Annotated in this window: 19 protein-coding genes and 1 CRISPR repeat array; of the genes, 10 read left to right on the forward strand and 9 right to left on the reverse strand. The window is 60.5% G+C overall.

What is annotated here, in order from left to right:
- Positions 1–6: 6 nt before the first annotated feature.
- Together cas1e and cas2e are read left to right on the forward strand one after the other, a co-directional pair.
- The gene (gene cas1e, locus Q0753_RS01420; RefSeq protein ID WP_298716099.1) at positions 7–924 is read left to right on the forward strand and encodes a type I-E CRISPR-associated endonuclease Cas1e; all 918 of its coding nucleotides are present in this window, start codon (positions 7–9) and stop codon (positions 922–924) included.
- A 2-nt stretch (positions 925–926) separates the two neighbouring features.
- Positions 927–1,220 carry a type I-E CRISPR-associated endoribonuclease Cas2e gene (gene cas2e / locus Q0753_RS01425; RefSeq protein WP_298716101.1) on the forward strand — a complete coding sequence of 98 codons (294 nt, stop codon included), beginning with the start codon at positions 927–929 and terminating at the stop codon, positions 1,218–1,220.
- Between the two features lie 84 nt (positions 1,221–1,304).
- Positions 1,305–8,051: a CRISPR direct-repeat array (repeat unit 29 nt; unit sequence CCGTTCCCCGCAGGCGCGGGGATAAACCG).
- Positions 8,052–8,056: 5 nt separating this feature from the next.
- Here the strand turns inward: cas2e and Q0753_RS01430 are convergent.
- Positions 8,057–9,106: an NADP(H)-dependent aldo-keto reductase gene (locus Q0753_RS01430; protein ID WP_298716103.1), complete on the reverse strand. Its 1,050-nt coding sequence runs from the start codon at positions 9,104–9,106 to the stop codon at positions 8,057–8,059.
- Positions 9,107–9,231: 125 nt separating this feature from the next.
- Between Q0753_RS01430 and Q0753_RS01435 the strand changes: the two genes are divergently transcribed.
- The gene (locus Q0753_RS01435) at positions 9,232–9,816 is read left to right on the forward strand and encodes a DUF5610 domain-containing protein (protein ID WP_298716106.1); all 585 of its coding nucleotides are present in this window, start codon (positions 9,232–9,234) and stop codon (positions 9,814–9,816) included.
- A 211-nt stretch (positions 9,817–10,027) separates the two neighbouring features.
- On the opposite strand, the gene Q0753_RS01440 is transcribed toward Q0753_RS01435, so the two are convergent.
- Positions 10,028–11,233, reverse strand: coding sequence for a transposase (locus Q0753_RS01440; protein WP_298716598.1), 1,206 nt, complete (start codon positions 11,231–11,233; stop codon positions 10,028–10,030).
- A gap of 21 nt (positions 11,234–11,254) precedes the next feature.
- On the opposite strand from Q0753_RS01440, the gene tnpA reads away from it, so the two are divergent.
- Positions 11,255–11,671, forward strand: coding sequence for an IS200/IS605 family transposase (gene tnpA / locus Q0753_RS01445; protein WP_298716108.1), 417 nt, complete (start codon positions 11,255–11,257; stop codon positions 11,669–11,671).
- Between the two features lie 275 nt (positions 11,672–11,946).
- Here tnpA and Q0753_RS01450 read toward each other — a convergent pair whose 3' ends face one another.
- Positions 11,947–13,854 carry a PhoX family phosphatase gene (locus Q0753_RS01450; protein WP_298716110.1) on the reverse strand — a complete coding sequence of 636 codons (1,908 nt, stop codon included), beginning with the start codon at positions 13,852–13,854 and terminating at the stop codon, positions 11,947–11,949.
- Between the two features lie 105 nt (positions 13,855–13,959).
- On the opposite strand from Q0753_RS01450, the gene Q0753_RS01455 reads away from it, so the two are divergent.
- Positions 13,960–14,304 carry a hypothetical protein gene (locus tag Q0753_RS01455; protein ID WP_298716112.1) on the forward strand — a complete coding sequence of 115 codons (345 nt, stop codon included), beginning with the start codon at positions 13,960–13,962 and terminating at the stop codon, positions 14,302–14,304.
- 44 nt (positions 14,305–14,348) lie between these two features.
- Here Q0753_RS01455 and Q0753_RS01460 read toward each other — a convergent pair whose 3' ends face one another.
- The 4 genes from Q0753_RS01460 to msrA form a co-directional block, all read right to left on the reverse strand.
- Positions 14,349–14,825 (reverse strand): hypothetical protein, encoded by a 477-nt coding sequence (locus Q0753_RS01460; RefSeq protein ID WP_298716114.1) that lies wholly within the window; start codon positions 14,823–14,825, stop codon positions 14,349–14,351.
- A 198-nt stretch (positions 14,826–15,023) separates the two neighbouring features.
- Entirely contained in the window at positions 15,024–15,188 is a 165-nt protein-coding gene (locus Q0753_RS01465) for a peptidase C39 family protein (RefSeq protein ID WP_367179485.1), read from the reverse strand.
- Between the two features lie 310 nt (positions 15,189–15,498).
- Positions 15,499–15,969: a peptide-methionine (R)-S-oxide reductase MsrB gene (msrB, locus tag Q0753_RS01470; RefSeq protein ID WP_298716116.1), complete on the reverse strand. Its 471-nt coding sequence runs from the start codon at positions 15,967–15,969 to the stop codon at positions 15,499–15,501.
- A 2-nt stretch (positions 15,970–15,971) separates the two neighbouring features.
- Positions 15,972–16,589, reverse strand: a complete 618-nt coding sequence (gene msrA / locus Q0753_RS01475; protein WP_298716118.1) for a peptide-methionine (S)-S-oxide reductase MsrA — start codon at positions 16,587–16,589, stop codon at positions 15,972–15,974.
- 258 nt (positions 16,590–16,847) lie between these two features.
- Between msrA and Q0753_RS01480 the strand changes: the two genes are divergently transcribed.
- The 3 genes from Q0753_RS01480 to Q0753_RS01490 are packed head-to-tail and all read left to right on the forward strand — an operon-like array spanning position 16,848 to position 19,382.
- Positions 16,848–17,630, forward strand: a complete 783-nt coding sequence (locus tag Q0753_RS01480) for a TSUP family transporter (protein ID WP_298716120.1) — start codon at positions 16,848–16,850, stop codon at positions 17,628–17,630.
- Entirely contained in the window at positions 17,630–18,631 is a 1,002-nt protein-coding gene (btuC, locus tag Q0753_RS01485) for a vitamin B12 ABC transporter permease BtuC (RefSeq protein WP_298716121.1), read from the forward strand. Before Q0753_RS01480 ends, btuC begins: the two co-directional genes overlap by 1 nt.
- Complete coding sequence (locus tag Q0753_RS01490; RefSeq protein ID WP_298716123.1) at positions 18,624–19,382, forward strand: ATP-binding cassette domain-containing protein; 759 nt, start codon at positions 18,624–18,626, stop codon at positions 19,380–19,382. The genes btuC and Q0753_RS01490 overlap by 8 nt, the downstream gene beginning before the upstream one ends.
- 389 nt (positions 19,383–19,771) lie before the next feature.
- Here the strand turns inward: Q0753_RS01490 and Q0753_RS01495 are convergent, their stop codons facing one another.
- Positions 19,772–20,830, reverse strand: coding sequence for a 3-deoxy-7-phosphoheptulonate synthase (locus tag Q0753_RS01495; protein WP_298716125.1), 1,059 nt, complete (start codon positions 20,828–20,830; stop codon positions 19,772–19,774).
- 101 nt (positions 20,831–20,931) lie between these two features.
- Entirely contained in the window at positions 20,932–21,339 is a 408-nt protein-coding gene (locus Q0753_RS01500; protein WP_298716127.1) for a VOC family protein, read from the reverse strand.
- Positions 21,340–21,414: 75 nt separating this feature from the next.
- On the opposite strand from Q0753_RS01500, the gene Q0753_RS01505 reads away from it, so the two are divergent.
- Positions 21,415–21,717, forward strand: a complete 303-nt coding sequence (locus Q0753_RS01505) for a putative quinol monooxygenase (protein WP_298716129.1) — start codon at positions 21,415–21,417, stop codon at positions 21,715–21,717.
- Positions 21,718–21,840: 123 nt separating this feature from the next.
- Positions 21,841–22,356, forward strand: a complete 516-nt coding sequence (locus tag Q0753_RS01510) for a prolyl-tRNA synthetase associated domain-containing protein (RefSeq protein ID WP_298716131.1) — start codon at positions 21,841–21,843, stop codon at positions 22,354–22,356.
- Positions 22,357–22,496: the final 140 nt, after the last annotated feature.

Consider the following 22,496-nt stretch of genomic DNA (forward strand, 5'->3'; position numbering starts at 1 on the left):
TGATGCATGGCCTTTATTCCCCTCAAGCCCATACCGCTTAAAAACAGGGCTTCAATGATCTTTCTGAAATATGGTCAGATCGATGTGATTGACGGTGCCTTTGTGCTGATTGATAAAAGTGGTGTGCGCACTCACATACCCGTGGGCTCGGTGGCCTGCATTATGCTGGAGCCCGGCACCCGGGTTTCTCATGCGGCCGCCAAGCTGGCGGCCACGGTTGGAACCTTGCTGGTCTGGGTTGGCGAGGCCGGTGTTCGCCTTTATGCCTCCGGGCAGCCAGGTGGAGCCCGCTCCGATAAGCTGTTGTATCAGGCGAAACTGGCCCTTGAAGAAGATTTACGTCTTAAAGTCGTGCGTAAAATGTTTGAGTTGCGCTTTGGCGAAGAAGCACCCAGCCGCCGCTCAGTCGATCAGCTCAGGGGCATTGAGGGCAGTCGGGTGCGGGCTACTTATGCCATGCTGGCAAAACAGTACGGCGTTAAGTGGAACGGTCGCCGTTATGACCCGAAAGACTGGTCTAAAGGCGATAAGGTCAATCAGTGCATCAGTGCTGCCACTTCCTGCCTGTATGGCATCACCGAAGCCGCTATTTTGGCGGCCGGATATGCACCGGCGATTGGCTTTATTCATACAGGAAAGCCCCTGTCTTTTGTGTATGACATTGCCGATATCATCAAGTTTGACGATGTGGTCCCCAAAGCCTTCGAAATCGCCAGTAAGTCTCCCGCCAGGCCCGACAGAGAAGTGCGAATTGCCTGCCGGGATATTTTTCGCAGCAGCAATACGCTGGGCAAGCTAATTCCGTTAATTGAAGAGGTGCTGGCCGCCGGGGAGATAGCACCACCGCCGCCACCAAAAGACGCCCAGCCCATTGCGATTCCCGAGCCAAAGCCGCTGGGTGAAGAAGGACACAGGAGTAGCTGACAATGAGCATGTTGGTGGTGGTGACTGAAAGTGTGCCCTTCCGCCTCAGGGGCCGGCTTGCCGTCTGGCTGCTTGAAGTAAGGGCGGGAGTGTATGTGGGGGATGTATCCAGGTGGGTCAGAGAAATGATTTGGGAGCAGATCACCGAACTGGCCGAACAAGGCAATGTAGTAATGGCCTGGGCCACTAATACAGAGTCGGGATTTGAGTTCCAGACCTATGGCCAGAATCGGCGTATGCCGGTGGACCTGGATGGTCTGCGTTTAGTGTCTTTTTATCCTCTTGAAAATCAATAAGTTATGGATCTTTAACAACCCGGAATAGTTGGTGACTTTTTCTTGTCTGGAAAAAGCCATCTAAATCAGTAATATACGTTTAGACCGTTCCCCGCAGGCGCGGGGATAAACCGCGTTTTTTGAAGATGAGCCGGTAAAGACCGGCCCGTTCCCCGCAGGCGCGGGGATAAACCGCGGACGAAGTGACCAAAGCCAATATCAAGGGCCCGTTCCCCGCAGGCGCGGGGATAAACCGTTTTCAATGGTGATCACATCCGGCAAACGTATCCGTTCCCCGCAGGCGCGGGGATAAACCGTAGCCTGTGCGTTCCCTCAGCGACTCTGAAGGCCGTTCCCCGCAGGCGCGGGGATAAACCGTTGGGGTTATCACGTTTGATATTTTATATCTACCGTTCCCCGCAGGCGCGGGGATAAACCGGATATGCCTTTGGCAAAAACGCCGCCCTTAAGCCGTTCCCCGCAGGCGCGGGGATAAACCGCCGGTAACGCTGGCGTCTGGCATCAGAAGCCGCCGTTCCCCGCAGGCGCGGGGATAAACCGAATCATTATAAAAACGATAATAAGCAACAGAACCGTTCCCCGCAGGCGCGGGGATAAACCGTGATCAGCGATGACTATGATTCCGGGATCTACCCGTTCCCCGCAGGCGCGGGGATAAACCGATTTTTCATATTATCTTGATAATGAAGAGCGTCCGTTCCCCGCAGGCGCGGGGATAAACCGCCTGACCAGGCTCTACCGTACACCACCACTGGCCGTTCCCCGCAGGCGCGGGGATAAACCGCGCGATCTGGATATCGGCCTGGGTGATGTGGGCCGTTCCCCGCAGGCGCGGGGATAAACCGGCATTTGCAGCTAACATCTGGGCACGAGCAACCCGTTCCCCGCAGGCGCGGGGATAAACCCCACCGATGCCAACAAGCTGATCAGCGCCCGGCCCGTTCCCCGCAGGCGCGGGGATAAACCGCCGGCAGGCGGCAAAGGCGGCCGGTCGGGAGCCCGTTCCCCGCAGGCGCGGGGATAAACCGGGCAAGGTGTTCACCGCGAGCGTGGAGGACGGCCGTTCCCCGCAGGCGCGGGGATAAACCGTTTTCATCGCCCTCTATGCTGACGCAGTTGATCCGTTCCCCGCAGGCGCGGGGATAAACCGGGTACTTGGCTTTCCCACCAGCCGCGCGTCGCCCGTTCCCCGCAGGCGCGGGGATAAACCGCTGTCCCCCGTTGCCCAGGCGCGGGAGATAGGCCGTTCCCCGCAGGCGCGGGGATAAACCGTGTATCTAAAACCGCATTGGTTGAATTCAAATCCGTTCCCCGCAGGCGCGGGGATAAACCGTAAGATCAATTGCTTCCATGTGTAAATCTCCGCCGTTCCCCGCAGGCGCGGGGATAAACCGGGTTATATTCCAGCGGTTCCCATTCAATATCACCGTTCCCCGCAGGCGCGGGGATAAACCGAAACTTGAAACCGCTCAAACAGAGAATGATGGCCGTTCCCCGCAGGCGCGGGGATAAACCGCGGCTGTAAAATTGCTGTCGTGATGTAGTGAACCGTTCCCCGCAGGCGCGGGGATAAACCGTGTGGCAGCTGGACGTTATGCTGCCCGCCGGTCCGTTCCCCGCAGGCGCGGGGATAAACCGACGGCTACACCATGCCGGTGGTCTGCTACTACCCGTTCCCCGCAGGCGCGGGGATAAACCGTACGCCACCTCCTACCTGGGTGCCATTGCCCACCGTTCCCCGCAGGCGCGGGGATAAACCGTTAGACAATGGCGAAGCCATGCCAAACCGGTGCCGTTCCCCGCAGGCGCGGGGATAAACCGGTTGAGTCAGGCGAGTGTATTGATTATGAGTGCCGTTCCCCGCAGGCGCGGGGATAAACCGGCACCCACGGCGAACACGCCCGACAGGGCCGCCCGTTCCCCGCAGGCGCGGGGATAAACCGCATTTTCCCAACGATCGCCACATTCGAAGTAAACCGTTCCCCGCAGGCGCGGGGATAAACCGGCAGTGACCCGGCCGAGTGATTCACGTCACGACCGTTCCCCGCAGGCGCGGGGATAAACCGACATAAACGAGATCATCAATAGTCATGCTAACCCGTTCCCCGCAGGCGCGGGGATAAACCGGTGGGCAACAGCGGAGAAATGCCCCATTTGTGCCGTTCCCCGCAGGCGCGGGGATAAACCGGTGCCACTCATTTCGGCAATCCACCTGGCCGCCCGTTCCCCGCAGGCGCGGGGATAAACCGGAACCGGAGTAGTCGATTTGCAGGGGGATCGACCGTTCCCCGCAGGCGCGGGGATAAACCGCCCGGTATTCGGTGGGATTTGTTGGCGGGGCCCCGTTCCCCGCAGGCGCGGGGATAAACCGGGCGGTATCGCCTCGATGGTGCTTGAGGCCAACCGTTCCCCGCAGGCGCGGGGATAAACCGATGGTGTTACATGCTCAGTAGGTTCGATACCTCCGTTCCCCGCAGGCGCGGGGATAAACCGCGAGTCGATCCCCGCCTTGGCCTGCTCCAAAGCCGTTCCCCGCAGGCGCGGGGATAAACCGGATCCACGCAAGAAGGCAGGCAATCACATGTGCCGTTCCCCGCAGGCGCGGGGATAAACCGGATGCGGCGGCGACCGTGACAAGGGCAAGCGACCGTTCCCCGCAGGCGCGGGGATAAACCGTCTACCGTGACTGCCCTCAGTGCAACAAAAGCCCGTTCTCCGCAGGCGCGGGGATAAACCGGATCAGCTACACGCTGGTGAGCGGCTGTATTACCGTTCCCCGCAGGCGCGGGGATAAACCGCGGAACTCCATTTCTTTACCGACTAGATGACACCGTTCCCCGCAGGCGCGGGGATAAACCGTCTGAATGTCTGGACTTGCCCGAGAAAACCCTTCCGTTCCCCGCAGGCGCGGGGATAAACCGCATGGGCTTACCACCCGGCTGTCCGCACTCATCCGTTCCCCGCAGGCGCGGGGATAAACCGCTGATTCTTGAAGCTGATGCCGAAAATCCGAGCCGTTCCCCGCAGGCGCGGGGATAAACCGCAGCTCACAGGGAGCGTCACCGCACACCGTGAACCGTTCCCCGCAGGCGCGGGGATAAACCGCGGTCGAGGTATGCAAACGAGCGATCGAAGGACCGTTCCCCGCAGGCGCGGGGATAAACCGCCGGTGATCATGGACGGTTTTGGTGGCCTGTGCCGTTCCCCGCAGGCGCGGGGATAAACCGCCCTTGCGGTCCTGATTCTGGGCCGCGCTGCGCCGTTCCCCGCAGGCGCGGGGATAAACCGCTCGACCAGGGTGCCCTCTACCGGGTACTGGACCGTTCCCCGCAGGCGCGGGGATAAACCGCGTTCTTTTCTCGCGTGTTCCGCTGGGCATACCCGTTCCCCGCAGGCGCGGGGATAAACCGCATGGTTTAAATGATTCACAAAAACAACAACGCCGTTCCCCGCAGGCGCGGGGATAAACCGTGTGGAAGATGAAAAACGAGTCCGGCGAAGAACCGTTCCCCGCAGGCGCGGGGATAAACCGAGCGGTTGATTAACCTGATGTTGCAGGCTGGGCCGTTCCCCGCAGGCGCGGGGATAAACCGCGCTTGTGAGTGCGTTTAGGCGGCTCTGATACCCGTTCCCCGCAGGCGCGGGGATAAACCGGTAACGTCATGAATAATAATCAAAAATCCAAACCGTTCCCCGCAGGCGCGGGGATAAACCGTGGGCGCGGTATGCCTGGGTAGGCCCCATACTCCGTTCCCCGCAGGCGCGGGGATAAACCGCATACCCCTCTAGCTTTAGAGTTGCCTCCTCACCGTTCCCCGCAGGCGCGGGGATAAACCGCCGCTAGTGGAAAACGAGCCGGTGGCCGGGGTCCGTTCCCCGCAGGCGCGGGGATAAACCGACGGTTTAGCAGGGCGAGGGGGGATCAGAGCCCCGTTCCCCGCAGGCGCGGGGATAAACCGCTTCGCGCTTCATTGCTCCATGATATTGATGACCCGTTCCCCGCAGGCGCGGGGATAAACCGGCTGGCAAAAGCAAGGCGCAAGCGGCGTTCGACCGTTCCCCGCAGGCGCGGGGATAAACCGCCTTTTTTTATGCCTGACAACAGGGTGCCACACCGTTCCCCGCAGGCGCGGGGATAAACCGCACGTGGTCAAGCTTCGAACAAGCGGTGAAGGCCGTTCCCCGCAGGCGCGGGGATAAACCGATATGTATTCGAATTAAAATCATCATACCAATCCGTTCCCCGCAGGCGCGGGGATAAACCGTAGAATCTGGCGAGTGGATTGACTACGAGTGACCGTTCCCCGCAGGCGCGGGGATAAACCGCCCCTTGCCCTGACCGGTGCGCCCAGTGACTGCCGTTCCCCGCAGGCGCGGGGATAAACCGGTGGGGTTGGGGCTGGATCAGGTGCGCAACGTCCGTTCCCCGCAGGCGCGGGGATAAACCGGGTAGTAGCGGGATCTTCGGCAGCAATCGTACCCGTTCCCCGCAGGCGCGGGGATAAACCGGGGGCAGCATGGCCTGGAATCAGCTGGTCGGCCCCGTTCCCCGCAGGCGCGGGGATAAACCGCATCATCATGCTCATCCCAAAAATCAGAAGCACCGTTCCCCGCAGGCGCGGGGATAAACCGGGGGCTAGGGTGTGCAGGTGATTTGACGTTATCCCGTTCCCCGCAGGCGCGGGGATAAACCGTCTGGATGTTGATCGCAACTTTCCAGATATAACCGTTCCCCGCAGGCGCGGGGATAAACCGCATTACCACCGCCCGATATACCCTTATCCCGACCGTTCCCCGCAGGCGCGGGGATAAACCGACGATTCCAGCATGTTATACATGCCGACCGGCCCGTTCCCCGCAGGCGCGGGGATAAACCGACAGATAATCATGGATGCAATTAGACATTGAACCGTTCCCCGCAGGCGCGGGGATAAACCGTGATTCAGATACCTCCATTTATAAATATAAAACCGTTCCCCGCAGGCGCGGGGATAAACCGTAACATTGCGGTTTGGGGAAGCAGTAGCAAAGACCGTTCCCCGCAGGCGCGGGGATAAACCGGCAATTCGGCAACAGTAGCATTTGTATGGTCGCCGTTCCCCGCAGGCGCGGGGATAAACCGACACCATTCGTAAATACAAAAAAGGCCTGCGCCCGTTCCCCGCAGGCGCGGGGATAAACCGCTCTATTTGACCAGTGCGTCTAATCCTACTAACCGTTCCCCGCAGGCGCGGGGATAAACCGCAAGAGGTCGCCGCCAGTGACAGAACAAGCGGCCGTTCCCCGCAGGCGCGGGGATAAACCGCCCCGGCCCACCAAGGGCGGCACTGCTACGCCCCGTTCCCCGCAGGCGCGGGGATAAACCGCAGGGTTTCGACTACACCGCGATCGGTAATACCCGTTCCCCGCAGGCGCGGGGATAAACCGAGCACGCCAACGCCTTTACCGTGGCCAAAATGCCGTTCCCCGCAGGCGCGGGGATAAACCGGGCCGAATCATTACCTGGTTAAACAGCCTGGACCGTTCCCCGCAGGCGCGGGGATAAACCGCTTACCTGAGCGGTCGCGAGCCATGGCGTCGACCGTTCCCCGCAGGCGCGGGGATAAACCGTTTTAAGCGGCTTTACCGTCGAGCGGGAAAGCCCGTTCCCCGCAGGCGCGGGGATAAACCGGCAACAATTACGGCATTGTTATTGTTGTACATCCGTTCCCCGCAGGCGCGGGGATAAACCGCCCGGCCCTCGTGCGTTGTGCGATAGGTACGACCGTTCCCCGCAGGCGCGGGGATAAACCGTCAGCGGCGAAATTGCCGAGTGCTTTGAATGTCCGTTCCCCGCAGGCGCGGGGATAAACCTGAGCAAGAGCAAGCAGCAACTGGAATCCCAGCCCGTTCCCCGCAGGCGCGGGGATAAACCGGGCCGGGCCGGTATGTCGCCCCACAGGTGCGGCCGTTCCCCGCAGGCGCGGGGATAAACCGCCTCTCACCACATTCACGAGAGAGTTTATCGCCCGTTCCCCGCAGGCGCGGGGATAAACCGGCAATTCGTAATACCCTTGCCGATGCCGTGGCCCGTTCCCCGCAGGCGCGGGGATAAACCGCGTCCCTGAAAACTGGTCAGGCCCTTGCCGCCCCGTTCCCCGCAGGCGCGGGGATAAACCGTGGCTGTTTGACGGCTGCACGGTAGAGCCCCGCCGTTCCCCGCAGGCGCGGGGATAAACCGCCTGCAGCGTTGCGGTGGCCGCCGCCGCCAAACCGTTCCCCGCAGGCGCGGGGATAAACCGGTCGCAGAGGCCACTGATACACTGACGGAAAGCCGTTCCCCGCAGGCGCGGGGATAAACCGCTGCTGCGGGCCATTGGTGAGCACCGGGTTTTCCGTTCCCCGCAGGCGCGGGGATAAACCGCCAAGCACGAATCACGCAAGCTGCAACCCTGGCCCGTTCCCCGCAGGCGCGGGGATAAACCGCAGGTGGCGCTCTTCATCGGCGTGGCGAATGGCCGTTCCCCGCAGGCGCGGGGATAAACCGCTCATCACCGATATCGACGACACCGGATTTACCCGTTCCCCGCAGGCGCGGGGATAAACCGGTCTCTACCTGCTTGCTACTGGATCGGGACTGCCGTTCCCCGCAGGCGCGGGGATAAACCGTCATCGGTTTCTTTCGGGCCGGCCGAACGAGGCCGTTCCCCGCAGGCGCGGGGATAAACCGCCATCAATGCGGCGGTTGCGGGCAATGCGGCCCCGTTCCCTGCAGGCGCGGGGATAAACCGGTGTGGCACAGGAAGCCTACTTGATGGGAATACCGTTCCCCGTACGCACGGGGATTAATTATCAAGTCACACCGCCGGGTTCGGCATCTGCAAATGCAGTTCTTCTATCGCCTCCAGCAGCTCTGTGCTCAGGGTAATGTTCACGCTGTCGATGTTCTCTTTCAGCTGGGTCAGGTTGGTGGCGCCAATCAGGTTGCTGGTCACGAAGGGGCGGCTGTTCACAAAAGCCTGGGCCAGTTGTGCCGGGCTGAGGTTGTGCTCTCGGGCCAGCTCAACATAGGCCGCGCTTGCCTGCTGGGCGCGGGGGTTGAGGTAGCGCTGAAAGCGGTCGTACAGGGTCAGGCGGGCGCCGGTGGGGCGGGCGTTGTTTTCATATTTGCCGGTAAGCATGCCAAAGGCCAGCGGGGAATACGCCAGCAGGCCCACCTGTTCGCGCAGGCTGAATTCGGCCAGGCCCACTTCATAGCTGCGGTTGAGCAGGTTGTAGGGGTTCTGGATGCCGACGATGCGCGGCAGTCCGGCCTGCTCGGCCAGTTTCAGATACTGGTGCAGGCCCCAGGGGGTTTCGTTGGATACGCCAATCTGGCGGATCTTGCCGCTTGTTACCAGCTCTTCCAGCGCGCGCAGGGTTTCCTCTATCGGCACGGTTTCTTCCTGCTCCAGTTTGTCCATGCCCAGCTTGCCAAAGTAGTTGGCGCTGCGGTCCGGCCAGTGCAGTTGATAAAGATCTATGTAGTCGGTTTGCAGTCGGCGCAGGCTGTCGTTGACCGCTTCAATCAGGTTGGCTCTGTCCAGGCAGGCCTTGCCGTTACGAAAGTAGGACGGGCGCACCGGATTGCGGGAAGGCCCCACCGCCTTGGTGGCCAGGATCAGCTCGTCGCGTTTGCCACGGGCCTTGAGCCAGTTACCAATCATGGTTTCGGTGTCGCCCCGGGTGTGCTCTCTGGGCGGAATGGGATACATCTCGGCGGTGTCGATCAGGTTGATGCCGTGATCCACCGCCATGTCCAGCTGGGCGTGGGCCTCGGCTTCGGTATTCTGCTCGCCCCAGGTCATGGTGCCCAGACCAATCAGGCTTACCTCGATGTCGGTATGGCCGAGTGTGCGATATTGCATGATGTTTCCTTCTCGTTAGCTGATCAATGCCTCTGCCTACAGAGTAACAGCAAAGTCCCGCTGCGGTTAAGTACCTGGCCTGGCTGCCGATAACCCGAATAGCGAATCACAACAGGAGTCTGCTGATGGCTGTTTCCCCCATGTCGAATACGCGCGTCACCGGTTCGGGCCCGCGCGATGCCGAGCCGATGAAAAGCGGTGAAAAAACCGGGCAGCAAGCGCAACCGGCCGAGTTTGCGGTGGCCCGGGATGAACTGAAAGCCCGCGCCAATCAAAGCCTGGTCAAGGCGATGTTCGAGGCTGGCGGGCAGGGTGACGACAAGGCGATGCGTATTTTCTACGGCGAGGTGCTGGACAAGCTCAATGCCGAGCTCGGCACGGAGCAGGCGGTGAGGCAAGAGAAGGTAGTGGCGCAGAAAGAGGATTTCTGGTCGCCGGAGAACACGGCAGATCGTATCGTTAACAGCGCCCTCGGCCACTTCGAGACCTTTAAAACCCAGAACCCGGACATGGCGGAACAAGAGCAGCTGGAGCAGTTTCTGACCAAGATCACCGAGGCCATCGACAAGGGCTACGGCGAGGCGGTCAAGGTACTGGACGGGCTCAAGGTGTTTGATGGCGGCATCAGGGATAACGCCGAAGCCACCCAGGCGCTGATAGGCGAGCGGCTGGCCGCATTTCGGGAAGAAAAGCAGGGAAAGCAGGAGTAATACCAATCCCACCTAAACCATGATCATGTACGTTTCGGTGTCAACGTCGAACAAAGGGGCCGCTCCGCCAACACGTCATGGGCGAAGGCCATCTTCACTTGGCAATGGCTGCGAACATTCACCGGATATTCGGTCAGGTTGAAACGGTTGGTGTCGGCGAGACAAGTCTTGAAATCCTCCTCGGCCTAAAGGCCGAGCATTCCTACTGCGGTTAAACGCTTGCGCTTAACTCACTTCGGTGGGTTCCTGCTGCTGGCGACATTAATGCATCGCTCACTTCACAGGCTAACCGGGCGTGTCCCGCCCTTAATACATTAATGGCACCGACCACATCGGCGTTTTCCTCAAATTCACAGGCCACACAGACAAACAGCGCCTGGCTCTGACGGTTATCCGCCGAGATATGCCCACAACAGGGGCAGGTTCGGCTGGTGTTCTTCGGCGGCACGGCTATCAGGTGCCCGCCTTGCCAGGCCAGCTTGTAGTCGAGCTGGCGGCGGAACTCGAACCAGCCCTGGTCGAGAATGGCCTTGTTCAGACCCGACTTGGCCCGCACGTTGCGCCCCGGCGCCGCTGCCGTCCCTGCCGCTGACCTGGACATGTTTCGTACCTGCAAGTCCTCGATACACACCATCGCGTGGTTTTTGCTGATGGCGGTCGTGATTTGGTGCAGGTAGTCGCGGCGGGCGTGGCCGACACGGGCATGGAGGCGCTGGACCCGGGCTTTCGCCTTCTTCCAGTTACGGCTGAATTTGGTTTTTCGGCTCATCGCCTGCTGCGCTTTTCGCAAGGCGGTTTCGTGCCGCTTGAAGCTGTTGAGTGCGGCGTAGAAGCCGCCATCTGACAAGGTGGCGAAGCGGGCAATACCCATATCAATCCCGATCGCGCCGCCATGGTGGATCGGCACGGCGACCTCCCGCTCGGTCTGGATAGCGGCATACCACTTGCCGTTTGACTGGCTCACGGTGACGTTCTTGATCACCCCGAGCACGTCCCGGCTGTGGCGGTAGCGCACCCAGCCCAACTTGGGCAGGAAGAGGCGACGATTGCCCTGGTCGAGTTTGTAACCTTGTGGATAGCGGAAGCTATCGCCGCGCCCCTTCTTTTTGAAGCGTGGGAAATCGGCTCGTTTGGCGAAGAAGTGGGTGTATGCCCGCTCCAGATCTTTAAGCGTTTGCTGCAATGCCTGAGAGGGGGTATCGGCCAGCCAGGCGGTTGAACCGTCCCGCTTCCATTGGGTCAGTTGCTTGCACAGTGCCGCATAGCCGAGCTTCTTCTCGCCCTGCTCGCGGCGCTCCTGCTGCAACGCCAGTGCCTTGTTGAACACGAAGCGGCATGAGCCAGCGAAACGGCGCATTTGCCGCTGTTGCTGGCCATCTGGCCGAAGTGCGTATTTGAAGGCTTGAAGTCGTTGCATGGTCACAATATAGTTTGGTCCATGAAAAAACTCAACGACATCAGAACAGGCAGCCACTGTGTTTTCTCCATGCACGTTCATTTGGTCTTTGTGGCCAAATATCGCAGGAGAGTATTCGATAAGGCCGCCATCGACCGCCTCAGAGCACTGTTCACCAAGATCTGCGCTGACTTTGAGGCTGAACTGAAAGAGATGGATGGGGAGATTGACCATGTTCACCTGCTGGTGAATTACCCGCCAAAAGTGGCGGTATCGGCGCTGGTGAACAGCTTGAAAGGGGCATCCAGTCGGGTATTGAGAAAAGAGCGGCCAGATATAGCAGCCAAGTTCTACTACAAGGGGGCCTTGTGGTCGCCATCCTACTTTGTGTCAAGCTGCGGTGGAGCTCCGATAGAGATCATCCGCCAGTACATAGAGCAACAACAAACGCCCCATTAACCACGGAACGGCTACGCCGTTCACACTTTATATCCCCGCCATGAATGACGGGGCTTTACGGTGTTTATGGGTAAGTTGTAAGGGATGCTGATTGCAGACGCTGAGTGGTGCCTGTTAGTGTGATTATGTTTGTGGAATGGACTCCGGCCTTCGCCGGAGTGACGGTGTTTTGTAGGCCGGGGAGCCCCCGGCTTACAATGTCCGAGTCCCGAGTCCCGAGTCCCGAGTCCCGAGTCCCGAGTCCCGAGTCCCTATTCCCAAATCCCTGACGTTAATCAGGCGCCGATAATGCCGCCGTCTTCGCGGGTGATCATCATGACGCTGGAGCGGGGCGTGCTGTCGCCACCCAGCGGGAAGTGGGAGCCGGCCAGATCTTCGCCCGGGTGCTGCACGCCCACAAACAGGGTTTTCTGATCCGGGCTGAAGGCGAGGCCTGTGATCTCGCAGGCAATGGGGCCGGTGAGAAAGCGGCGCACTTCACCGCTGGCCGGGTCGGCGCACAGCATCTGGTTGTTACCCATGCTGGCAAAGTCGCCTTCGTTGGAGTATTTGCCGTCGGTCTGTATCCACAATCGACCGGCCTGGTCGAAGCCGATGCCGTCCGGGCTGTTGAACATGTTGTCTTTATTGATATTGGCCGAGCCGGCATAGAGATTGTTCCGGTGCACGGTCGGGTTGCCGGCCAGCAGGAACAGATCCCAGTCGAATGCGGCGGCGGTGTGGCGGCCATTGGCCGGCTGCCAGCGCAGGATCTGGCCGTAATGGTTTTCGGCGCGCGGGTTGGGGCCGCCCACCGGCTGATTGTCTTTTACGCCGCGGTTCTTGTTGTTGGTCAGGGTACAGAACACCACCGGCTCGGTGGGGTGGGCGGCTACCCACTCGGGTCTGTCCATGGTGGTGGCGCCGACCTGAGTGGCGGCCAGACGAGCGTGGATCAACACCTCGGCCTGGCTGTTGAAGCCGTTTTCCGGCGTCAGGCCGTTTTTGCCGAAGGTCAGTTCCAGCCATTCCCCCTTACCCTTGAGCTCGCCGTCGGCGGCGTCAAAGCGGGCCACGTACAAGGTGCCCTGATCCAGCAGGTCGCGGTTGGCCGCCATGTCGTTCGGGTTGTATTTGCCTTCACTGACAAAGCGATACAGGTGCTCGCCGCGCTCGTCGTCGCCCAGATACACCACCACATGGCCGTCTTTATCGATCACCAGCTCGGCGTTTTCGTGTTTGAAGCGGCCGAGTGCGGTGCGCTTGATCGGGGTAGAGGAGGGGTCTTTCGGGTCTATTTCCACTACCCAGCCGAAACGATTGCACTCGTTGGGGTGCTTGGCCAGATCGAAGCGCTCATCAAAGGCATGCCACTGCCAGCCGGCGTCCTCTAGACCTATGCCGTAGCGGGCCTGGGCCGGGGTGATCTCGGCCTGACCCTTGCTGCCGAAGTAGCCGTTGACGTTTTCTTCACAGGTGAGATAGGTGCCCCAGGGGGTCATGCCGTTGGCGCAGTTGTTGAAGGTGCCCAGCGCCTGTTCGCCTTTGGGATCGGCGCTGGTCTGCAACAGGGCATTGCCCCTGGCCGGGCCGCCGATGGCCATGGGGGTGTTGGCGTGGATGCGGCGGTTGTATTTGCCGTCTTTGGCAAAACGCCAGCCGTCGGCGCTCTTGTTCAGGGTCAGCACCGACACCCCCTGGGCGGCCTGGGCTTTTTTCACATCCTCGGCCGTCATCTGCTTGCCCTGATGGGCAAACATCAGCTCGTAGTTACAGTATTCGTTGTTGATGGCCAGAATGGCGGTGTCGTCGTTCAGCGGGAAGAAACTCATGCCGTCGTTGTTGTCGCCAAACTGACCCAGTTGGTCGGCGGCGCTGTTGCCGCCGCCGTTGATGAACTCGGCCACGTTGGAGAATAGCGGGTCGCCCCAGGAGATCAGGCGCTCGGCCTGGTAGCCGGGTGGCACCACAAAGCTGTCGGCGGTGCTGGTGGGCACGGCCTCAAAGCCCAGCAGCGGGCTGGTGCCGGTGGCCGCGGCCATGGCGCGGGAAAGTGGCGAGGCGCTGAAAAAGGCCACGGCACTCAGGGCAGCGGCACCGCCCAAAAAGCGACGGCGGCTAAGGCTCTGTTCAACCATTCGGGTAAACTCGGGCACCTGAGTGCGGGGGTGGTTCTGTTCATCCTTCAGTTCAAACTGGCTCATTTTTAACTTATCCTTTGCTCACATGAGGTTACAACCACTGTATGCAGCTTAGGCTAGCGGCCGATAATGGCAGTTTGATAACAACAATATGACGGGAAGGTGACGATGCGAATGGAGAGCGCCGACAGGCTGGCGAAGATAATCATCGGTTTGCAGGCGATATTGATCAGCCTGATGTTGCTGGTGACCGCCTGGTTCATGCAGCAGGGGGAGGCGACGGAACAGGCACTGCAAGGGCCCCTGCTATGGCTGTTTATGGCCTTGCTGGTGGCGGCCTGGCTGTGGCTGTGTCGTCGTGCCTGGTATGGTTATTTATCGTCGCAGGGCATGCGGGTGCAATGGCCGTTCTGGGTGTTGGTGGCGGTGCAGTTACCGTCTTTTCCGCTGGGCACCATCATGGGCGCCGGACTGATTTTTCTTAAACTGAAATACCACCCGCGGGAGTTATAAACGAACAGGCCCGCTGCATGGCGGGCCTGTTCGGGTTCTGGTGTTTAGTCGTCCCAGTCATGGTGGCGATGACCATGACCACGGCGATGCTTGTGCTTATGCTTATGCTTGTGTTTTTTGTCGTGATAGTAGTGGTGCACTTCCTTTTCGCGGTGACCGTCACCGGAACGAGCACCCAGGGCCGAACCGGCACCGCCGCCGATGCCGGCACCAATCAGCTGGCCACTGTCACCGGCCAGGTTCTTGCCCAGCGCGGCGCCACCCAGGGCACCCACGGCGCCGCCGAGAGCGGCTTCGTTCTTGTTGCCTCTGTTGGCGGTGGCCGCACCACCGGCGGCGCCACCCAGGGCTGCACCTACCAGGGCGCCGGTATCACCGCCCATTTGTTTACCCAGCAAGGCACCGGCAGCGCCCCCACCGGCACCGCCGATAATGGTGCTGAGGGTTTCACCGGCCAGGGCCGGAGTGGCCGCCAGCATCAGTGGCAGCAGACCAAGGGCGATTATTTGTTTTTTCAACATACAGACTCTCTCTCAGACTGTTGATAATTTGGCCTGACTATACAAAGGTTCTGCAGCAAGGGAAGCGATATCGAATGGGTTATGTTTGAGCCTGTCGGGAGTGAAATTAATTAAGGTGTTGTTTTATATCAGTTTTATTTTTTACTGACTTGCAGGCGACCAGCCGTGACCGACAGATTTTGACCGTTGATGCGGTTATCAGTCCCGGAACAGCCACACCAGGGTACGCAACCCCTGCTGGCCGTAGCGGGCCAGCCGGTCGAAGCGGCTGCGTTCTATCGGCAGATACTGCTTGTCGACCGGGCTTTCACCGGCCGCTTCGTCGATATCCGGGTCGTGGATATAGACGAATTCCTTGTCGATGGCGCATCGGCGTGCTCAACCACAAGCCTGTCTTCGCCTGCAAGTACTTTATGGTAAAAGGCCACTGGCAGATCTATCGCCATAACGGCGGCGGCAAGGAAGCGGATTCCGGCTGTTCTATGAACCCCGGCCTGAAACGATGCGCCATCTTGCCGGTTTCGTAGGGTCCATTTCAATGGACCAGGCGCGTCATCATGTAACGATGTGGTCGAATACTCACACCTAAAAATAAGTCGACCCTACGAAAAACGGCGCCTGCAGGCGCCGCGAACTGGCACCCTTGCCTTGGCGAGGGTGTCATCTTGAGTATTTACAAAAAATCCCGTTCGCCGCGGCGCAGTGGGTCCGGCTTGGGCTCGCCGGCGGCACAGAAGTCGAGCGAGGCCGAGTTCAGGCAATAGCGCAGGCCGGTGGGGGCGGGGCCATCCGGAAACACATGGCCCATGTGGCCGTCGCAGCGACGACAACGAATCTCTACCCGTCGCATGCCGTGGCTGACGTCCGCCAACTCGAGAATATGATCCGGATGATAGGGCGCATAAAAGCTGGGCCAGCCGGAGCCGGATTCGAATTTACAGGCCGAAGAAAACAGCGGCAGGGCGCACAGCTTGCACACATAGCAGCCGTCCTGATGGTTATCGAGCAAACCGCCGCAGAAAGGGGCTTCCGTCCCCTGACTCAGTAAAATCCGTTTTTCATCCGCACTCAGTTGCGCGGCCAGTTGCTGCAACTGCTCGTCGGTGGGTGGGCTCAGATCGTAGGGGCTGGGAGTTTGTGCCATGGTTACAGATCCTTTTTCAGCCGATGCTTGAAGAAATGCTGCACCTTGGCCACCTTGGGCTGGGCAACGGCGGCGATATAAGGCTGATTGGGATTGATCGCCGCGTAGTTCTGATGATAGTCCTCTGCCGGATAAAACACGGCCAACGGCTCGAGCGTGGTGACGATGGGCGCCCGGAATACGCCGTTCTGCTCCAGCAAGGCAATATAGTCGGCGGCCAGCCGGCGTTCGGCGTCATCCTGATAAAACACCGCCGAGCGATACTGGCGGCCACAATCGTTGCCCTGACGATTAAGCTGGGTGGGATCGTGGGCGATGCCGAAAAACACCTTCAACAGGGTGCCGGGGCCAATCAGGGCGCTGTCGTATTCGATGGCGATGGCTTCTGCATGATCGGTGGTGCCGCTGCACACCGCCTTGTAGTTGGCGGTGTCTTCGCTGCCGCCGGTATAGCCGGAGATCACCTGCTGTACCCCGTCCAGCTGTCGATACACCGCCTCGGTGCACCAGAAGCAGCCACCGGCCAGCACCAGGGTGCGTACGCCGGTGTTGCGCAAGGCGCTGTCGTCGGCATCGGGAAAGTCACCGGGTAGCAGGCTCAGCACGGAATCCGTCATCATATTTCTCCTCATGGGTCGTTCGGCTACGTTACCACAGCCAACAGCCAGGCTAAACGCCCTTGCACTGCCCGCCGCGTGTGCCCTGCAACAGACAGCGTTATTCTGCCTTTAGTTGCAAAGAAAGTGGCAGTGAGTCATTGCCTGCGGCTCGCCCCCTGCAGTTATATGGCTAAGGTACTGCCAGATAGAGCGTTTTGCTGTTGCTGCTTTTGCCATCCTGCTAGTCTATGCGCCTTTATGCTGAATGTCGGAATCATCATGGAACTGGATTTGCTTACGCTGGGATTGCTGGCGCTGGCGGCGCTGCTGGCGGGCTTTATCGATGCGATTGCCGGTGGCGGTGGCTTGATTACGGTGCCGGCGCTGCTGGCCACCGGCATGCCGCCGACCATGGCGCTGGCCACCAACAAACTGCAAAGCAGCTTCGGCTCGTTCTCGGCCACCTTTTACTACCTGCGCCGGGGGCTTATCGACTGGCGCACCATGAAATGGGCGGTGGCCTGTACCTTTATCGGCAGCATGATCGGTACCCTGCTGGTGCAGCGTATCGACGCCTCTTTGCTGCAAAAGGTGCTGCCGTTTCTGCTGGCGGCCTTCGCATTGTATTTTCTGTTTTCGCCCCGGGTAGGGGATGAAGATCGCCAACGTCGGCTGGGTATCATTCCCTTCGCGCTGCTGATCGGCACCGGGGTGGGTTTTTATGACGGCTTCTTCGGCCCCGGTACCGGCTCCTTCTTCGCGCTGGGGTTTATTGCTCTGGCCGGCTTCAGCATGGCCAAGGCCACGGCCCATACCAAGTTGCTCAATTTCACCTCCAACATCGCCTCGCTGCTGTTCTTTATTCTCGGCGGTCAGGTGGTCTGGGTGGCGGGTTTGTCGATGGCGCTGGGGCAGTTTGTCGGCGCCCGGCTGGGCTCCAACATGGTGGTGACCCGGGGTACCCGTATCATCAAACCCATGCTGGTGACGGTGTCATTGGTGATGTCGGTACGCCTGCTGTGGCAACAATATCCGGCCTGGTTTGCCTGGGTACCCCTGTGATGCTGGCAAGGCTTTTTAGGCAACAACAGCGCAAGTATCAATACTGGCTGCTGGGGCTGGGCCTGGCGCTGGTGGCGGCCATGTTGCTCAGCCTGCAGCTGGGTGCGGTGGGGGTGGGCATAGAGGCGCTATGGCAGCCGGTTTCCAAGTTGGAGCAGCAGGTGTTCTGGCAGTTGCGGCTGCCGCGAACCCTGCTGGCGGTGCTGGTGGGCGCCAGCCTGGCGCTGTGCGGGGCCGTGCTGCAGGTATTGCTGCATAATCCGCTGGCCGAGCCGGGGCTGATTGGTATTTCCAGCGGGGCCAGCCTGGCGGCGGTATTGACCCTGTCGCTGTCGGTGCATCTGGGCTTGAACCTGCCTTACTGGAGCTTGTCGCTGGCCGCCTTTGTTGGTGCCCTGCTGGTCACCCTGCTGTTGCTGGCGCTGTCGCGGCGCCGTCTGGGTCCTGGTGCGCTGTTGCTGTTCGGAGTGGCGGTGGGCATTCTGGCCAACGCGGTGCTGACCTGGCTGTTGTATCTGGCCGACGATGCCTCGCTGCGCAGCTTTCTGTTCTGGATGATGGGCAGCCTGGGCCACGGTCAGCCGCTGTCGTTGTGGTGGTGGCTGCCTGCGCTGCTTGCCCTGGCCTGGCTGGTGCGTCAGGGCCGGCGGCTCGACTTGCTGGCGCTGGGCGAACATCAGGCGCGACTGCTGGGGTTGAATGTGCGCTGGCTGCAACCCCGGCTGGTGCTGGCGGTGTGTTTGCTTACCGCCTTCAGCGTGGCCATGGCTGGCCCCATCGGCTTTGTCGGGCTGGTGGTACCGCATCTGCTGCGGCTGCTGGCGGGCGGCAAGCAGCGCTTTTTGCTGCCCGCCTCCATGCTGGCCGGGGGCCTGGTGCTGACCCTGGCCGATGTGGCGGCGCGCACCGCGCTGACGGTGGGCGAGTTGCCCATCGGCGCCGTTACCGCCACCCTGGGCGCGCCGGTGTTCATCTGGTTACTGGTGCGTCGTCATGCTTGAGTTCGAGAATTTTATCCAGGCCCGGCGGGTCGGTCCCGTCAGCGGCGAATGTGCAGCGGGTCGGTTGACGTTGCTGATCGGCCCCAACGGCAGCGGCAAGTCCAGTTTGCTGACGGGGGCGGCGGGCCTGAGTGACAGCGACGGCAAGGGCCGGGTTCGGCTGGCGGGCAAGGACCTGTCCGGTTTCAGCCTGCATGAGTTGGCCCGGCACAGGGCCATGCTGGCCCAGCAGGCGGTCATGCCCCATGGTCTGCGCGGTTATGAATTGCTGGCACTGGCGGCCGAGCCGCTGGGCGGGGTGAGCGAGGCGGCATGCCGGGTGATGGCCGAGCTGGCGGGGCCGCTGGGGCTGGAGCCGCTTTACAATCGCCAGATCAACACCCTGTCCGGTGGCGAACAGCAACGATTACTGATTGCCGGCACCCTGTTGCAGGTGGATCCTGCCATCAACCCCGACGCGCGTTTGTTACTGCTGGACGAACCCCTGGCCGGGCTGGACTGGCATCATCAGCTTGCCACCCTGCGTTTGTTGCGCGGTTATACGCAGCGGGGGCTGGCGGTGGTGGCCTCCATTCACGACATCAACCTGGCCTGCCAGTATGCGGACGAGATCTGGTGTCTGCACCGGGGCCAGCTGGCGGCGCGAGGCACACCCGAAGTGATCACCCCGGCGCTTATCGCCGAGGTGTTTGAGGTCAAGGTGCGGGTGCTGGAGCAGGACGGCTACCGGATTATGCTGCCGGAGGAGTAAAAGCAGAGATTAAAGCAAAGGACCTACAGCAACCCCTCCCCAACCCTCCCCTTGCGTTGCACCCCGCCGTTATTCTGATCACTCTGAAGCTTAGGGGAGGGAGCAAACCAGCGCTGTGGCTACAGTTCGGCGCCGAACTGCTCCTCCCCCTTGGCTGCGGAAACACAGGTATGACGGTGGGTTATCGCCAGGGGGAGGCGGGGTGGGGTGTTAACGCATTGTTAATTCGGTCGAATAAATTCGACCCTACGCTGCAGGTTTGCACCGGCGCGTTTTGGCTCAATCTAATCCCTATTCCCTATTCCCTATTCCCTATTCCCTATTCCCTATTCCCTATTCCCTATTCCCTAATCCCTAATCCCTAATCCCTATTCCCTATTCCCTAATCCCTATTCCCTCACCGCCTGATACAGGGTTTCCAGCAACTGCTCGGTATCGCTCCAGCCCAGGCAGGCATCGGTGATGCTCTGGCCGAATACTTGCGCCTTGCCGTCCACTACCTCCTGACGGCCCGACTCGATAAAGCTTTCGGCCATCACCCCGGCAATATGGCGGCTGCCGTTGTTCAGCTGGTTGCAGATGTCTTCGGCCACCAGCAGCTGGCGCTGGTGCTGTTTGAGGCTGTTGCCATGACTGAGATCCACCACCAGCCGGGGTGACAGACCTACTTGTTCCAGTCCGTCGGCTGCCTCGGCCACGCTGTCGGCATCGTAGTTGGGGGCCTTGCCGCCGCGCAGGATCAAATGACCGAAGGGATTGCCGCTGGTCTGGTAGATGGTCATCTGGCCGTCTTTGTCCGGCGAGCAGAAAATGTGCGGGTGGCTGGCGGCGCGCACCGCATCCAGCGCAATCTGAATGTTGCCGTCGGTGCCGTTCTTGAACCCGACCGGACACGACAGCGCCGAGGCCATTTCCCGGTGCACCTGAGATTCGGTGGTACGCGCGCCAATGGCGCCCCAGCTGATCAAGTCGGCAATATACTGCCCGGTCACCATATCCAGAAACTCGGTGGCGGTGGGCAGGCCCAGGGCATTGATGTCGCACAACAGCTTGCGGGCCAGCTGCAAACCGGTGTTGACGTCAAAGCTGCCGTCCAGGTGCGGATCGTTGATCAACCCCTTCCAGCCGACGATGGTGCGCGGCTTTTCGAAATAGGTGCGCATCAGGATGCACAGCTTGTCCGCGTATCGGGCGCGCAAGGGCGCCAGTCGCTCGGCATAGGCGAGGGCGGCGGTCGGGTCGTGAATGGAGCAGGGGCCCACGATGACCAGCAGCTTGTGGCTGGTACCGGCCAGAATGGCTTCAATCTCGGCGCGGGCGGTCAGCACCGTCTCGGCCATGGTGTCGGTCAGCGGGAATTGGGTATTCAGCTGGTGCGGGGTGATCAGCGCCGCCAGGCGGCGACTTCTCAACTCATCGGTGTTTAATGTATTGGTATCTAAGGACATGGAGCTCGCTGCTATAAAGTCGGAGTGCCGTAGCACGATGTCCTTACCATAACGGAAAGCCGTGGCAGGGAAAACCACGGCGAAGGGATAAATCCGGGCGCTTATGGGTTGGTAAAGCGCTGGCCGGAGATCTCCGGGTGGTAAATCGGCTGAATCACGTTGCCGGCGGGGTCGGTAATGTGAAAGCTGCGTGCGCCGTCGCCGTGATCGTGGGGCCGGTCCAGCATGGTCACACCCTTGCTCTTCAGGTACAGAAACCACTGTTCCAGCTCTTCCTTGCTGTCGACGATAAAACCGAAGTGATCCATGCTCTGCACGCCGCTGGCCGGCAGGTCCGAGCGGCCCAGAGACAGGTTGTCGTTGCCGCAGGTGAGGTACACCAGATCCTTGTGCGCCCGGCGCAGCAGCTCCATGCCCATGATCTCGGTATAAAAACGCTCACATTCTTCCAGGTTGGGCATGGTGAAGGCGATATGGCGCATGCCGTTCAAACGACTGGGTCTTTCCATGGCGGGGCTCCTTGTCTCTTGGCTAAAAATATTGTGTACTATTTGTTGATTTTAGATAAACAAATGGAGTTTACAATGTATTCGATTATTGTCAAAACCAAGCTCAAGCCCGGCACCACCGACGCCTTTCTGGCCGCCATGCTGCCCAACGCCGCCGCCTCGGTACGTGACGAACCCGGTTGCCATACCTTTGACGTGCTGCAGGACAAGGCCGATCCCGAGCTGTTCTGGCTGTACGAAATCTATCAGGACGAAGCGGCCCTGGCCGATCACAAGCTGACCCCGCACTACAAGGCCAGCCGCGCCGTGGTCACCGACCTGATTGCCGAGCAGTCGGTGATCCGCGCCGACGTACTGGCGGTCAATCCGGCCCGTTAAGCCGCAGGCCCCGCTTTCCGGCGGGGCTTCACCACCGACGAGGCGCCGATGAAGCCCCGGAGTGGAAAAGGAAGGCGGTGGGCGATATGCTGACCGCACTTTCTTAATTGCCTGATATTGCCCATGACAGCACCACAAGACATGATGCACAGCGACACCCTGATGCAGCAGTTGACCCACTGGGGCATAACGCCGCCGCTGATTGAACACCCGCCGCTCTATACCTGCCAAGACGCCGACCGGCTGCTGATCAGCCGTCCCGGCACCCGACTCAAGAACCTGTTTCTGCGTGACAACTACGGCCGCCGCCATGCGCTGTTGCTGACCCGAGCCGACAAGCAGGTGGATTTGAAAGCCCTGTCGCGCGACATCGGCTGGTCCCGGCTTGGCTTTGCTTCCGCCGAGCGGTTGCAGCGTTATCTGGGTGTACAACCCGGCCATGTGTCGGTGCTGGCGCTGGTCAACGATCGTGCACAGCAGGTGGAATTGTGGCTGGACAAGGAGCTGGAACACGGCGACGACTTTCACTGCCACCCGCTGCGCAACACCGCCACCCTGCTGCTGAGCCAGGCCGATTTGCTGAGCTTTACCGCCCGAACCGGCCATACGCCGCTCTGGTTGCCCGTACCGTCCCGTTAAAGAGCTGGGATTAGGGACTGGAGAATCGGGATTGGGTAAGTAATGCTTCATAACAGGTGTGGTTCTGTCGTCATTCCCGCGAAGGCGGGAATCCAGGGCCTGTGGCGCAGATTTGTCAGCCTGCGCTTCTCCTGCAAAGA

The sequence above is a fragment of the uncultured Oceanisphaera sp. genome (assembly GCF_947495715.1).
GTDB classification, from domain to species: Bacteria; Pseudomonadota; Gammaproteobacteria; order Enterobacterales; family Aeromonadaceae; genus Oceanimonas; species Oceanimonas sediminis.